The 12,912-nt window shown below is 72.4% G+C and carries 12 protein-coding genes; 5 read left to right on the forward strand and 7 right to left on the reverse strand.

Annotated elements, in window-relative coordinates; translation table 11 throughout:
- Nucleotides 1-22 precede the first annotated feature (22 nt).
- Nucleotides 23-1,330 (reverse strand): MFS transporter, encoded by a 1,308-nt coding sequence (locus tag ACIG47_RS13005; protein ID WP_397431199.1) that lies wholly within the window; start codon nucleotides 1,328-1,330, stop codon nucleotides 23-25.
- 83 nt (nucleotides 1,331-1,413) lie between these two features.
- Here ACIG47_RS13005 and ACIG47_RS13010 point away from each other — a divergent pair, with 83 nt between their 5' ends.
- Both ACIG47_RS13010 and ACIG47_RS13015 read left to right on the forward strand, forming a co-directional pair.
- Entirely contained in the window at nucleotides 1,414-2,469 is a 1,056-nt protein-coding gene (locus tag ACIG47_RS13010; protein WP_397431201.1) for a GlxA family transcriptional regulator, read from the forward strand.
- 77 nt (nucleotides 2,470-2,546) lie between these two features.
- A complete protein-coding gene (locus ACIG47_RS13015) occupies nucleotides 2,547-3,257 on the forward strand; it encodes a hypothetical protein (protein ID WP_397431203.1) in 711 nt (236 codons plus the stop codon).
- A 28-nt stretch (nucleotides 3,258-3,285) separates the two neighbouring features.
- Here the strand turns inward: ACIG47_RS13015 and ACIG47_RS13020 are convergent, their stop codons facing one another.
- From ACIG47_RS13020 to murA, 3 genes are read right to left on the reverse strand one after another with little or no spacing between them, the layout of a single operon-like run.
- Nucleotides 3,286-4,308, reverse strand: a complete 1,023-nt coding sequence (locus ACIG47_RS13020) for an NAD(P)H-dependent glycerol-3-phosphate dehydrogenase (protein WP_397431205.1) — start codon at nucleotides 4,306-4,308, stop codon at nucleotides 3,286-3,288.
- Entirely contained in the window at nucleotides 4,305-5,066 is a 762-nt protein-coding gene (locus ACIG47_RS13025; RefSeq protein WP_397411489.1) for a lysophospholipid acyltransferase family protein, read from the reverse strand. The genes ACIG47_RS13020 and ACIG47_RS13025 overlap by 4 nt, the downstream gene beginning before the upstream one ends.
- A gap of 41 nt (nucleotides 5,067-5,107) precedes the next feature.
- Nucleotides 5,108-6,424, reverse strand: a complete 1,317-nt coding sequence (murA, locus tag ACIG47_RS13030; RefSeq protein WP_397431207.1) for a UDP-N-acetylglucosamine 1-carboxyvinyltransferase — start codon at nucleotides 6,422-6,424, stop codon at nucleotides 5,108-5,110.
- A 253-nt stretch (nucleotides 6,425-6,677) separates the two neighbouring features.
- Here murA and ACIG47_RS13035 point away from each other — a divergent pair, with 253 nt between their 5' ends.
- From ACIG47_RS13035 to ACIG47_RS13045, 3 genes are all read left to right on the forward strand, one after another.
- Nucleotides 6,678-8,054: an MFS transporter gene (locus ACIG47_RS13035; protein ID WP_397431209.1), complete on the forward strand. Its 1,377-nt coding sequence runs from the start codon at nucleotides 6,678-6,680 to the stop codon at nucleotides 8,052-8,054.
- Nucleotides 8,055-8,293: 239 nt separating this feature from the next.
- Nucleotides 8,294-9,001 carry a hypothetical protein gene (locus ACIG47_RS13040; protein WP_397431211.1) on the forward strand — a complete coding sequence of 236 codons (708 nt, stop codon included), beginning with the start codon at nucleotides 8,294-8,296 and terminating at the stop codon, nucleotides 8,999-9,001.
- Between the two features lie 14 nt (nucleotides 9,002-9,015).
- Nucleotides 9,016-9,762: a sulfite exporter TauE/SafE family protein gene (locus ACIG47_RS13045; RefSeq protein WP_397431213.1), complete on the forward strand. Its 747-nt coding sequence runs from the start codon at nucleotides 9,016-9,018 to the stop codon at nucleotides 9,760-9,762.
- 50 nt (nucleotides 9,763-9,812) lie between these two features.
- Here ACIG47_RS13045 and ACIG47_RS13050 read toward each other — a convergent pair whose 3' ends face one another.
- The 3 genes from ACIG47_RS13050 to ACIG47_RS13060 are packed head-to-tail and all read right to left on the reverse strand — an operon-like array spanning nucleotide 9,813 to nucleotide 12,845.
- Nucleotides 9,813-11,321 (reverse strand): tripartite tricarboxylate transporter permease, encoded by a 1,509-nt coding sequence (locus tag ACIG47_RS13050; RefSeq protein WP_397431215.1) that lies wholly within the window; start codon nucleotides 11,319-11,321, stop codon nucleotides 9,813-9,815.
- Nucleotides 11,322-11,323: 2 nt separating this feature from the next.
- On the reverse strand, nucleotides 11,324-11,848 hold the full coding sequence (locus tag ACIG47_RS13055) for a tripartite tricarboxylate transporter TctB family protein (protein ID WP_397431393.1): 525 nt from the start codon (nucleotides 11,846-11,848) through the stop codon (nucleotides 11,324-11,326).
- 1 nt (nucleotide 11,849) lies between these two features.
- A complete protein-coding gene (locus ACIG47_RS13060) occupies nucleotides 11,850-12,845 on the reverse strand; it encodes a tripartite tricarboxylate transporter substrate-binding protein (RefSeq protein ID WP_397431217.1) in 996 nt (331 codons plus the stop codon).
- Nucleotides 12,846-12,912 lie beyond the last annotated feature (67 nt).

The raw sequence follows: 12,912 nt of genomic DNA on the forward strand, positions 1-12,912 counted from the left end.
GCCCGCAGGCCACCCGGACGCGTCATGCGCCCGACACCCGCGGCTGCCGGACGCGGCGGACCACCAGGGACATCAGCGCCGCTCCGGCGCAGAGGGCGCCCGCGCCGTACCAGACCGCGTCGTACGAACCCGTCGTGTCGCGCACCAGGCCGCCCGCATAGGCCACCACCCCGGCGCCGACCTGGTGCGCGGCGAGCACCCAGCCGAAGACGATCGGTGCGTCCTCGCCGTAGAACTCGCGGCACAGGGCGAGCGTGGGCGGCACGGTCGCCACCCAGTCGAGCCCGTAGAACACGATGAAGAAGACCATCGGCATCTCCACGTGCGGGGCCATGAGTGAGGGCAGGAACAGCAGCGCCACACCTCGGAGCGTGTAGTACACGCCCAGCAGGACGCGCGGGGAGTACCGGTCGGTCAGCCAGCCGGAGCCGATGGTGCCGATCACGTCCACGACGCCGATCACCGCGAGCAGGCTCGCGGCCACCGTGATGGGCATGCCGTGGTCGTGCGCGCCGGGCACGAAGTGGGTGCGGACCAGCCCGTTCGTCGTCGCGCCGCAGATCGCGAAGGCGCCGGCGAGCAGCCAGAACGGGCCGGTGCGGGCGGCGTCGAACAGAGCGGTGACGGCGCGGCGGGCCGCGCCGCGCGTGGGCTCAGGCTTGGGCGCGTAGGTGCCGCCGTAGGGTGCCAGGCCCAGGTCGGCCGGGTGGTCGCGCAGCAGGAAGAGCACGAGCGGGATCGCCACGAGCGACGCGATGGCCACCGTGACCGACGCCGGCCGCCAGCCCTGGTTCTCCACGATCCACGCGAGCAGGGGCAGGAACACGAGCTGGCCCGACGCCGTCGCCGCCGTGAGCACGCCGCTGACCAGGCCGCGCCGGGCCACGAACCAGCGGCCCGTGACGGTGGCCGTGAACGCGAGCGCCATGCTGCCGCTGCCCACGCCGACCAGGAGGCCCCAGCCCAGCACGAACTGCCAGGGCTCCGACATCCACACGGTCGACAGGGCGCCGCCGGTGATGACCACGAGCGCGAGGCTCACCACGGGGCGCATGCCGAACCGGTCCATCAGGGCGGCGGCGAACGGCGCCGTCAGCCCGTACAGCACGGACTGGAGGCCGACGGCGAAGCCGATGGTGGCGCGCGACCAGCCGAGCTCCGCGTGCAGCGGGTCCACGAACAGGCCGGGCGCCGCGGTGAAGGCCGCGGCGCACATGACGGTCACGAAGCTGACCAGGGCCACCCACCAGGCCGGGTGGATGCGGGGCGCGGGGCGCGGCGGCTGCGGGGCGTTCCGGCCCGCCGGTGCGGGGACGTCTGTCTGGGTCACGGCATCAGCATGCTGTGACCTCTCCGCGCGGAACAGTGGCCCGTAGGACACACATCGATAGGTTCGGGCCATATGCTGGAGCCATGGCCCAGAGCACCCCGCCCCCGGCGCCACGCCGGCACCGCGTCGCGGTCCTGATCCGCCCCGGCTTCATCCCGTTCGAGCTGGGCATCCCGCACCGCATCTTCGGCATCGCGCGGGACGCCGGGCACCGGCCCCTGTACGACGTGGTGACCTGCACACCCGGCGGCCCGGGCCTGGTGCGGTCGGACTCCGACGTGCTGGTCCACGTGGAACACGGGCCCGAGGTCCTGGAGACGGCCGACACGGTGGTGGTCCCGGCGTCGCACACCACGGGACCGGACGGCGCGGACCCGGCCGCCGGGGACGCGGGGCTGACGCCCGAGCTCGCCGCCGCACTCGCCCGGATCCGGCCGGGCGCACGGCTCATGTCCATCTGCACGGGCGCCTTCGTGCTCGCGGCCGCCGGGCTGCTGGACGGCCGCCCCGCCACGACGCACTGGCTGGAGAGCGACCGCTTCCGGCGGCTCTACCCGCGCGTGCGGCTCGACCCCGACGTCCTGTACACGGACGACGGCGACGTGCTCACCTCGGCGGGCGTGGCCTCCGGCGTCGACCTCTGCCTGCACGTGGTGCGCCGTGACCACGGCACCGCGGTCGCCCAGGACGTGGCCCGGCGCACGGTGGTGCCGCCGCACCGCGACGGCGGCCAGGCGCAGTACGTCCGGCGGCCCCTGCCGGGGCCCGTCCGGTCCGGCAGCGCCGGGACAGACCGCGCCGACGCGGGTACCGCGGCCACCCGCGGCTGGGCGCTGGACCGCCTGGAGGAGCCCCTCACCCTGGCCGCGATGGCCCGGCACGCGGCGATGTCGGTGCGCACCTTCACGCGCCGGTTCCGGGACGAGACCGGCGAGAGCCCCGCCCAGTGGCTCACCCGGCAGCGCGTGGAGCACGCGCGGACCCTGCTGGAGACCACGGCGCTGCCGGTCGAGCAGGTGGCCCGGCGCTGCGGGTTCGGCACGGCCCAGTCGCTGCGGGCCCACGTGCAGGCGGCGCTCGGGGTGACGCCGTCGGCCTACCGCCGCACGTTCCGTCGCGAGGGGGACGCCGCGGCGTGAACCGGCGGCAGGGTGGCGGTGCAGAGGTGACCGATCCGTGACCACCTCAGGCGCACGTCAGGACCTACGCTGGAGCCATGGGACGAGCCGGACTCCGCACTGCCCTGACAGCCGCAGTCGCCGCGCTGCTCCTGGCCGGCTGCACCGGCACCACCGGACCTGACCGGGGAACGGACGCGTCCGAGCCGGCGCCCGTCGCCTCGGTCCCGCCGTCGGACGACGGCACACCGGACGACAGCGAGCCGGACGGCGGCACGAGCGACGACGGCGCCGGCGCACCGGACGACGGCACGCCCGACCCGACCGCCTCAGCGACGGAGACCGCGGCTGGCCCGCCCTTCGCCGCCGACACCCGGCCGGACACCGCGGAGCCCACGGGCGAGGGCGAGACGTTCCTGTCCGTCACGGACGTCCGCGTGGCCCGGCACGACGGCTACGACCGCGTGGTGTTCGACCTGGACGGCACGGGCAGCGGCAGGCCCGGCTGGCGCGTCGAGTACGTCGACGAGGCGACGGACGACGGATCCGGCCACGCCGTGCAGGTGGACGGCGACGCGATCCTGCGGGTGTCCCTGTCCGGCACCGCGGCCCCGACGGACAGCGGCGTCGAGGAGTTCTCGGGCGACCGCATCGAGCCCGAGGACACGGAGTCGGTGGACAAGGTCGTGTACCGCTACTGGTTCGAGGGGTACACGACGGCGTTCCTGGGCATCGACGAGGGCGAGCGGCCGTTCCGGGTCTTCCTCCTGGAGAACCCGACGCGCGTCGTGGTCGACGTCCAGCACTGACGGCGGGCCGGACCGGCCCGCCGCGCGGTCAGCCCGCGACCTCCGACTTCTTGGGCCGTGCCAGCAGCGTGGCCGCCAGGTCGGACAGCGGCAGCGTGCCCGCCAGCACGTCCACGACACCGGCCGTGATGGGCATCTCGACGTCGTGCGCCCGGGCCAGCTCCAGCACCGACTGGGACGACTTGACGCCCTCGGCGGTGCCGCCGGTCGCCTCGATGGCCTCGGCGAGCGTGAGGCCCTCGCCGATGTGCTTGCCGAGCCGGTGGTTGCGGGACAGCGGCGACGCGCACGTCGCGGTCAGGTCGCCCATGCCGGCCAGCCCGGCGAACGTGGCGGCGTCGGCCCCGAGCGCGAGGCCCAGGCGCGTGATCTCCACGAGGCCGCGCGTGATGAGCGTGGCGAGCGTGTTCCAGCCGAAGCCCTGGCCCTGGGCCATGCCCGCCGCGAGCGCGATGATGTTCTTCACGGCACCGCACAGCTCCACGCCCACCACGTCGGTGTTGGTGTAGGGGCGGAAGTAGCCGGTCGAGCAGGCGTCGGCCACGAGCTGGGCCGTGGCCTCGCTGCGCGAGGCGACCACGGTCGCCGTCGGCTGCCGCGCGGCGATCTCGGGCGCCAGGTTGGGCCCGGAGACGACGGCGACGCGCTCGTCCGGCAGCTCCAGCACCTCGGCCATCACCTGGCTCATGCGCTTGTCGGTGCCGAGCTCGACGCCCTTCATCAGGGAGACCACCACGGCGTCGGGCTCCACCAGGTCCTTCATCGACTCCAGCGTGGCCCGGGCGACCTGGGACGGGACCGAGACCACCACGACCGACGCGCCCTTGAGCGCCACGGCGGCGTCGGTGGTGCCCCGCATGGCGGGCAGCTGCACGCCCGGCAGGTACTTCTCGTTGCGGTGCGTGCGGTCGACGGCGTCGAGCACGGCGGCGTCGCGGCCCCAGAGGGTGACGTCGCAGCCGGCGTCGGCCAGGACCATCGCGAAGGTGGTGCCCATCGAGCCCGCGCCGAGCACGGCGACCCGGGGCTGGGCCTGCGTCGGGGCGCTCACGGGCGCTCCACCGGCGGGTAGGTGGTCATCTTGGCCTCGTAGTCGGGGTGCTTGCGAAGGTCGAACCGGGGACGCGGGGCCTTCTCGCCGCGGATCTGCTCCAGCTCGGCGGTGATGCCGTCCATGATGCGGCTCGTGGCCTCACGCAGCGTGGCGGTGTCCTGCGGCAGGTCGTACAGGTCGCTGAGGTCGACGGGCGGGCCGGTGCGGATGGTCACCTTCTTGCGCGGCCAGGGCCAGCGCGGCATGCCGTACCGGGGCATGATCTCGGTGACGCCCCACTGGGCGATCGGGAGCACCGGGAGCCGGGTGGTCAGCGCGATGCGGGCCACGCCGGTCTTGCCCTCCATGGGCCAGTAGTCGGGGTCCCGGGTCAGCGTGCCCTCCGGCAGGATGGCCACGCACGCGCCGTCACCGAGCTGGCTGGCGGCCTCCTGGAGCGACTCCGTGGCCTTCGTGGAGTCCCGGTCGACCGGGATCATCTTGGTGCCCCGCAGCGCCCAGCCGGTCAGCGGCGAGGTGAACAGCCCGCGCTTGGCGAGGATGCGCGGCTCGCGGCCGTTGTCGAAGAGGTAGTGCGCCAGGGTCAGTGCGTCGAGCTCCGTGACGTGGTTCGCCGCGGCGATGAACCCGCCCGTGGCCGGGAAGTTCTCCCCTTCCCCGCCCTTCCAGTCGTACTTGCACAGCGAGAACATCAGGTTCCGCACGAGGAACGCTATGAAGCGGTACATGCGGGACTCAGGACGTGGTGTCGACACGGCCGAAAGAATACTCGGCCGCGCCGACACCCCGTGCCGGGTCAGCCGCGGGTGACGTCCGCGCCCAGGGCCTCCAGCTTGTCCTGGAAGTTCTCGTAGCCGCGGTCGATGAGGCCGATGCCGCGCACCGTGGACCGGCCGTTGGCGGCCAGCGCCGCGATGAGGTGGGAGAACCCGCCCCGCAGGTCGGGCACCTCGATGTCGGCGGCCGAGAGCGGCGTGGGGCCGGAGACGACGGCGGAGTGGTGGAAGTTGCGCTGACCGAACCGGCAGTCGCGCCCGCCCAGGCATTCCTTGTAGACCTGGATCGTGGCGCCCATCTTGCGCAGGGCGTCGGTGAAGCCGAACCGGTTCTCGTAGACGGTCTCGTGCACGATCGACAGGCCGGTGGCCTGCGTGAGCGCGACGACGAGCGGCTGCTGCCAGTCCGTCATGAAGCCGGGGTGGACGTCGGTCTCCAGCACGATCGACTTGAGGTCGCCGCCGGCGTGCCAGAAGCGGATGCCGTCGTCCTGCACCTCGAACCGGCCGCCGACCTTCCGGAAGGTGTTCAGGAAGGTCATCATCTCGGGCTGGGTGGCGCCCTTGACGGTGATGTCGCCGCCGGTGGCCAGCGCAGCGGAGGCCCAGGAGGCGGTCTCGATGCGGTCGTTCAGCGCCGTGTGCGTGTAGCCCTCGAGGCGGTCGACGCCCTCGATGCGGATCACGCGGTCGGTGTCCACCGAGATGATGGCGCCCATCTTCTGCAGCACCGCGATGAGGTCCATGATCTCGGGCTCGATGGCCGCGCCCGAGAGCTCGGTGATGCCGTCCGCGCGGACCGCCGTCAGCAGCGTCTGCTCGGTGGCGCCCACCGACGGGTACGGCAGCGAGATCTTGGTGCCCTGCAGGCGACGCGGCGCGCGCAGGTGGATGCCGTTGGGGCGCTTGTCCACGACGGCACCGAACTGGCGCAGGATGTCGAGGTGGTAGTTGATGGGCCGGTCGCCGATGCGGCAGCCGCCCAGGTCCGGGATGAACGCCTCGCCGAGGCGGTGCAGCAGCGGTCCGCAGAACAGGATCGGGATGCGGCTGGAGCCGGCGTGGGCGTCGATGTCGGCCACGTGGGCCGCCTCGACGTTGGACGGGTCGAGGTCGAGGATGCCGGCGTCGGTGTCGTACTTGACGTTGACACCGTGCAGGTCCAGGAGCCCCGAGACCACCTTGACGTCACGGATCTGCGGCACGTTCCGCAGCACGCTCGGCGTCTCCCCCAGGAGGGAGGCCACCATGGACTTCGACACGAAGTTCTTTGCGCCTCGAACGGTGATGGTCCCGGTCAACGGGTTGCCGCCGTTCACATACAGCAGATCGTTCATATCCTCGTCGTCGTCTCGTTCGTTCGTTCCGATGATGGGTTTCCTGGCGGAGCCTCCGGGGGCGCCCGGTCGATCCTGCCCCTCGCCGCCGGTCGTGCCAACAGGCGCACGTGCGGGAGTATTCACCGTTCACTACACCTTCACTCGCGCCGCACGCCCGCGCAGTTCGACACGCCGCCGCGCCCCGTCAAGACCCCATCCATACAATGAGACGGGGTTCCCGGATCGCGGACAGGTGCTTAGTGTCCAGAGCATGAGCACCGCATCATCGAGCGCCGGGACCGCCGCCGGCGAGCAGGACCCGCCGGCCGGGAACTCCCGCGGCCGCGTCGTCGTCGCCTCCCTCATCGGCACGTCGATCGAGTTCTACGACTTCTACATCTACGCGACGGCGGCCTCGCTGGTCTTCCCCGCACTGTTCTTCCCGAACGCCGAGGACCCGACCACGCAGCTCCTGTCGTCGTTCGCCGTGTTCGGCGTCGCGTTCGTGGCGCGGCCGCTGGGCTCGGTGCTGTTCGGCCACTTCGGCGACCGCATCGGCCGCAAGGCGACCCTCGTGGCGTCGCTGCTCACCATGGGTGTCGCGACGGTGCTCATCGGGCTCATCCCCGCGGCGGCCACCCCCGGCTGGTCGGTCGCGGCCCCGGCCGTGCTGGTGCTGGCCCGGTTCTGCCAGGGCCTGGGGCTGGGCGGCGAGTGGAGCGGCGCCGCGCTGCTGGCCACCGAGAACGCGCCGCAGGGCAAGCGCGCCGTCTACGGCACGTTCCCGCAGCTCGGCGCGCCGATCGGCTTCATCCTGGCCAACACGGTGTTCATCGCCCTGTCGAGCGCGCTGACGCCCGAGCAGTTCGCGAGCTGGGGCTGGCGCATCCCGTTCCTCGCCTCCGCGATCCTCGTGATCGTGGGCCTGTGGGTGCGCCTGTCGCTCCTGGAGACCCCCGCCTTCCGCAAGGTGCTGGAGGCCGAGGCGGTCAGCAAGGTGCCGGTGGCGCGCGTGTTCCGCAGCTCGTGGAAGCAGATCGTGTCCGGCACGTTCATCATGCTGGCCACCTACGTGCTGTTCTACCTGATGACGACGTTCACGCTGAACTACGGCGTCGCGCCGACCGCGCCCACCGACGGCTCCCCCGCCGGCCTGGGCTACGAGAAGATCGACTTCCTGTGGATGCTGATCCTCGGCGTCGTGTTCTTCGGGGTCTTCACGCTGCTGTCCGGGCCCATGGCCGAGCGGTTCGGCCGCCGCAAGCACCTCATCTGGGTGACCGTCGCGATCATCGTGTTCGGCGGGCTGTTCGTGCCGCTGTTCGCCGGGGGCACGTTCGGCGTGCAGACGCTCCTCATCCTGGGCTTCACGCTCATGGGCCTCACGTTCGGCCCGATGGCCGCCGTCCTGCCCGAGCTGTTCCCCGCCAACGTGCGGTACACGGGTTCGGGCATCGCGTACAACCTGTCCTCGGTGCTCGGCGCGGCCGTGGCCCCGTTCATCGCCGTGTGGCTCTGGGCCGGCGCGGACGGCTCCCCCGTGCTGGTGGGCGTGTACCTGTCCGCCATGGCGGCCATCACCCTGGTCGCCCTGCTCCTGGAGCGCGAGACCCGCGACGTCGCCTACGCGGACAACGTCTCGGCCTGAACACCCCGCCGACGACGGCCCGCCGCACTGGTTCATCCCGGGGCGGCGGGCCGTCGCCGTGCGCAGGCCCGCCACCGTGCACCCGACCGCCGACACCTCTAGGCTGTTCTACGTCGAACTGCCCGGGCAGCCAAAAGGCCCGCCGGTGGAGACCGACGGACCCAGTGGAACCGCTCGAACGGAGTGACCTGCCTCCGCCTTCGAGAAATACGCTAACCCGCCTCGGAGGCCTGCACAAGATGACAACCGCTGCTGTCGCTCCGCTCTCGATCACTCGGTGGATCAGTCCGGCACGCTTCGCACCGTACGAGCGTGCCGCCTCCGGGAACGTGCGGCACGCCGTGCGCCTCTACGACTGGAACCGCGAGCTGTCGGGCGCTGTCTACGAGCTGCTTCACATGTTCGAGGTCGCTCTGCGGAACGCCATGGACGAGCAGCTCTGCGTCTGGAACGCGCAGCAACCGCGCTCCCACGGCATGGACCTTCATTCCGGAGCCTGGCTCCTCGACCCCGCCCCGCTCCTGAACCGCCTGACACGGAACGGGCAGGACATCCACAAGGCACGACGCCGAGCCACAGCCAGCTCGCAGTCCTGGCAACCGGTCCGCCAAGTGACCCACTCGGACGTACTCGCCCAGCTCTCCCTGGGGACGTGGCGCTACCTCCTGCCCAACCGGGACGCGGGACGGCAGCACCTCTGGGACGGCGCGCTGCGGCACGCGTTCCCAAACCTGGGCGCACCTCCGCGAGTACTCACGGCGAAGGTTCACGACATCCATCTCCTCCGCAACCGGGTGGCGCACCTTGAGCCGCTGCTCCGCACCCAGGTGGTGCGTGCCCGCCTGACCGACGTGCTCACGGTGCTCCGAGCGATCGACACCGTGCCCGAGCAATGGGCAGCCGGACACCAGCGGGTGTCCCAGGTGCTCAAGGCACGCCCGCACTGAGCTAGCGTGGGCGGGTGGAGATCGGCGCGGTCGTGGCAGCCTGTGCAGCCGTTCTCGTCGGAGCCGGGCTCCAGCGGGTGGCCGGGATGGGGCTCGGGCTGGTGGCCGCGCCCGTGCTCACGGTCCTGCTCGGCGCGTCGGTGGGCGTGCTGGTCAGCAACGTCGCCGCCATCGTCACGGCACTCCTGATCCTGCGGGCCCTGCGCGACGGCGTGGACTGGCGGCGCGTGATCACGATCCTGCCCCTCATGCTCGTCGGCTCCGTGCTCGGCGCGCTCACCGTCCGGGAGGCCGACGCCGCCTGGCTGGACGTCATCGTGGGCGGCTCCGTGCTGGTCGCTCTCACCGCCTCGGCCCTGCTGCGCCGGCGGGTGCGGATCACGGGCCGTCCCGTCGCCGTCCTCACGGGGCTGGCCGCGGGCTTCATGAACACGACGTCGGGCGTGGCGGCCCCCGCGTGGACCGCGTACGCACTGGCCACCCGCTGGGAGCACCGGTCCTTCGCCGCGACGATGCAGCCGCTGCTCGTCGTCATGAACACCATGTCGGTGCTCACCAAGCTCGGGCTCGGCGCCATCCCCGCCGGGTCGGCCCCCGCGTGGTGGGTGTGGCCCGTGCTCCTGGCGGCGGTGCTCGCGGGCGTGGCGCTCGGCGCGGCCCTGGCCCGGCGTGTGCCGTCGCGCGTGGCATCGCGCATCGCGACCACCGTGGCCGTGGCCGGTGCGGTGACGGCGCTGGTGCGCGGCCTGCTCGGCCTCTGAGCTCGGGCCGCTCCGGCGCCGGTCCGCCTCGGTCTCAGTCCGCCTCGGCGTCAGTCCTCCTCGGCGAACACCACGTCCCGCCTGCGGCGCACCATCGGCAGCACCGCCACCACCAGCGCCAGCACCGCCAGCCCGAGCAGCGCCGCCGAGATGGGCCGCGTGAGGAACACCGCCGGGTCGCCGTGCGAGATGAGCAGCGCCCGGCGCAGGTGGTTCTCCAGCAGCGGCCCCAGCACGAACCCCAGCAGCAGGGGCGCAGGCTCGCAGCCACAGCGCACGAGCACGAACCCGCCCACCCCGAGCACCGCCATGACCAGCACGTGGAACGGGTTCTGGTCGATCGCGTAGGTGCCGATGCACGCGAACGCGATGATCGCGGGGAACATGACCGAGTACGGCACGTCGAGCAGCTTCACCCACATGCGGATCAGGGGCAGGTTCAGCACCACGAGCAGCAGGTTCCCGATGAACATGGACGCGATGAGGCCCCAGACGAGCTCCGGCTGGGCCGTCATCACGCCCGGCCCGGGCTGGATGCCCTGGATGATCAGGGCGCTGAGCAGCAGCGCCATCACGGGGTGCGCCGGCAGGCCCAGGGCGAGCAGCGGGACGAACGACGTCTGCGCCGCCGCGTTGTTCGCCGACTCCGGCCCGGTGACGCCCTCGATCGCACCCCGCCCGAACTCGTGCGGGCGCTTCGAGACCCGCTTCTCCACCGCGTACGCCCCGTACGCGGCCAGCACGTGCCCGCCGCCCGGCAGCACGCCGAGCACCGAGCCCAGCCCCGTCGCGCGCAGCACGGGGCCGACCATCCGGCGCCGGTCCTCCCGGGTGGGCCACAGGTTCTCGACCCTGGCCGCGACCCGCACGCGGGTGCGGGGGTCGTGCAGGTTCTTCAGGATCTCGGCGATGCCGAACACCGCCACCGCGACGGATACGAAGCTCAGCCCGTCCCACAGCTCGCGCACGCCGAACGTGAAACGCGGCACCGCCGTGTACAGGTCCTGGCCGATGGTGCCGAGCAGGATGCCGAGCACGATCATCGCGAGCGCCTTGAGCGCGGACCCGCTGGCCAGCGCGATGGACGCCACGAGGCCCAGCACCACCACCGCGAACATCTCGGCGGAACCGAACGTGAGCGCCGCGGCCGCGAGCGGACCTGCGGCGGCCGCCAGCACGAACGTGCCGACGATGCCCGCGAAGAACGAGCCGAGCGCCGCGGCGGCGAGCGCCACCCCCGCCCGTCCCTGCCGGGCCATGGGGTGGCCGTCGATCGCCGTCACGGCCGACGACGACTCCCCGGGGATGTTCAGCAGGATCGCCGTGGTGGAGCCGCCGTACTGCGCCCCGTAGTAGATGCCGGCGAGCATGATGATGGCCGACACCGGGTCGTCGAACCCGAAGGTCAGCGGGAGCAGCAGGGCGATGGACGCCGTCGGGCCGATGCCGGGCAGCACCCCGACCGCCGTGCCCAGCGCCACCCCGAGCAGGCAGAACAGCACGTTGTGCACGGCCAGCGCCTCGGAGAAGCCGAGCGCGAGGTTGTCCAGGAGATCCATGCTCACCCACCCAGCCAGTCGCCGAACAGCGGCAGGCGCAGCTGCAGCGCCAGCACGAAGACCACCCAGCACAGGGCGGTCAGGCCCACCGCGATCACGAGGGTCCGGCGCCAGGAGACGCCTTCGCGCGCGAGGGCCGCGAGCAGCACCGCCCCGAACGTCGCCGGGAGCACGCCCAGCCCGTCGACCGTCAGCGCGAAGAAGACGATCGCCCCGGAGATCGCCACGATCGGCCGCCACTCCAGGCCGGCGAGCGGGCGCGGGTCGGGCTGGTCGGCGGCGTCGGCGGCGGGTGCCGGGGCGTCCGGTGCGTCCGGTGCGTCCGGGGCGACGTACGCCTTGACGACGCACGCCACCCCGAGCAGCGCCAGGAGCAGGCCCAGGGCGAGCGGCAGGTATCCGGGCCCCATGTCGAGCAGGTCGCCCAGCTCGTAACCGAGCGCGCCCACCGCGAACGCCACCCCGAGAACCACGAAGATCAGGCCCGCGACGAGGTCCCCCGTCGATCCGGGCCGCAGCGTGCGGATCTCAGCCTCCCTGCGTGCCGATGACGTCGGACCAGGTCGCGATCTGCTCGGTCAGCAGCTCGGTGTGCGCCTCGGGGGTGGCCCGGTCGAGCTCCACGGGCGTGGTGCCGAGCCCTGCCATCTGGTCGATGACCGACTGGTCCGCCAGGGCGGTCTGGAGCGCCGCGGTGAGCTTCTCCACGACCTCGTCGGGCGTCTCGGCCGGCACGTAAAGTCCGTGCCACACCGACACCGCGATGTCGGGCTGCCCGGCCTCGGCCGTGGTGGGCAGGTCGGGCAGGGCGTCGATCCGCTCCGGCGTCGTGACGGCGTACGCCTTGACGGTGCCCTCCGTGATCTGGGTCGTCGTGTTGGTGGTCTGGTCGCACATGAAGTCGACCTGCTTGCCCACCAGGTCCTCCATGGCCGGGCCGGTGCCGTCGTAGGGCACCACGGTGACCTCGACCCCGAGCGCGCTCGTCAGGAGGCGTCCGCACAGGTCGGAGGCGGCGCCCTCGCCGGCCGTGGCCATCGTGACCTCGCTCTCGTGCTCCTGGACGTAGGTCACGAAGTCCTCGAGGGTGTCGGGCTCGAAGTCGCTGCGGGCGATGATCGTCATGGGCACCTCGGTGACCAGGCCGACCGTCCTGAAGTCCGCGACCGGGTCGTACGCCAGCGCGTCGCCGTAGAGGGCGGGCGCGGTGGACATCCCGATGTGGTGCATGAGCACGGTGTACCCGTCGGGGTCCTCCGCGGCGACCTGCCCGGCGGCGACCGTGCCGCCCGCGCCCTCGACGTTCTGCACCACGATCTGGACGCCCAGCTCCTGCGCCATGGGCTCGGCGATCATGCGGGTCACGGTGTCGGTGGGTCCGCCGGCGGCGAAGGGGACGACGACCTCGACGTCGTCCTCCGGGTACGCGGCCGGGTCGGCGCCCGACGAGCAGGCGGCGAGGGTGAGACTCAGGCCGGCCAGCGCACCGAGGTACGCGGCTGCCTTCCGGGGTCCGGGGGTCATGTCCGTCTCCGATCATCGTTGATCCGGTAGAGGTGGGGCTTGGCCGTGCGGGTGAGATCCGGTCGAG

The organism is Promicromonospora sp. NPDC052451 (assembly GCF_044547525.1).
Lineage (GTDB): Bacteria > Actinomycetota > Actinomycetes > Actinomycetales > Cellulomonadaceae > Promicromonospora.

Bases quoted from the DNA above. Each gene is read 5' to 3' on its own strand.
- ACIG47_RS13010 (WP_397431201.1), top strand. From the start codon at position 1,414: ATGGCCCAGAGCACCCCGCCCCCGGCGCCACGCCGGCACCGCGTCGCG.
- ACIG47_RS13015 (WP_397431203.1), top strand. From the start codon at position 2,547: ATGGGACGAGCCGGACTCCGCACTGCCCTGACAGCCGCAGTCGCCGCG.
- murA (WP_397431207.1), bottom strand. From the start codon at position 6,424: ATGAACGATCTGCTGTATGTGAACGGCGGCAACCCGTTGACCGGGACC.
- ACIG47_RS13035 (WP_397431209.1), top strand. From the start codon at position 6,678: ATGAGCACCGCATCATCGAGCGCCGGGACCGCCGCCGGCGAGCAGGAC.
- ACIG47_RS13040 (WP_397431211.1), top strand. From the start codon at position 8,294: ATGACAACCGCTGCTGTCGCTCCGCTCTCGATCACTCGGTGGATCAGT.
- ACIG47_RS13050 (WP_397431215.1), bottom strand. From the start codon at position 11,321: ATGGATCTCCTGGACAACCTCGCGCTCGGCTTCTCCGAGGCGCTGGCC.
- ACIG47_RS13060 (WP_397431217.1), bottom strand. From the start codon at position 12,845: ATGACCCCCGGACCCCGGAAGGCAGCCGCGTACCTCGGTGCGCTGGCC.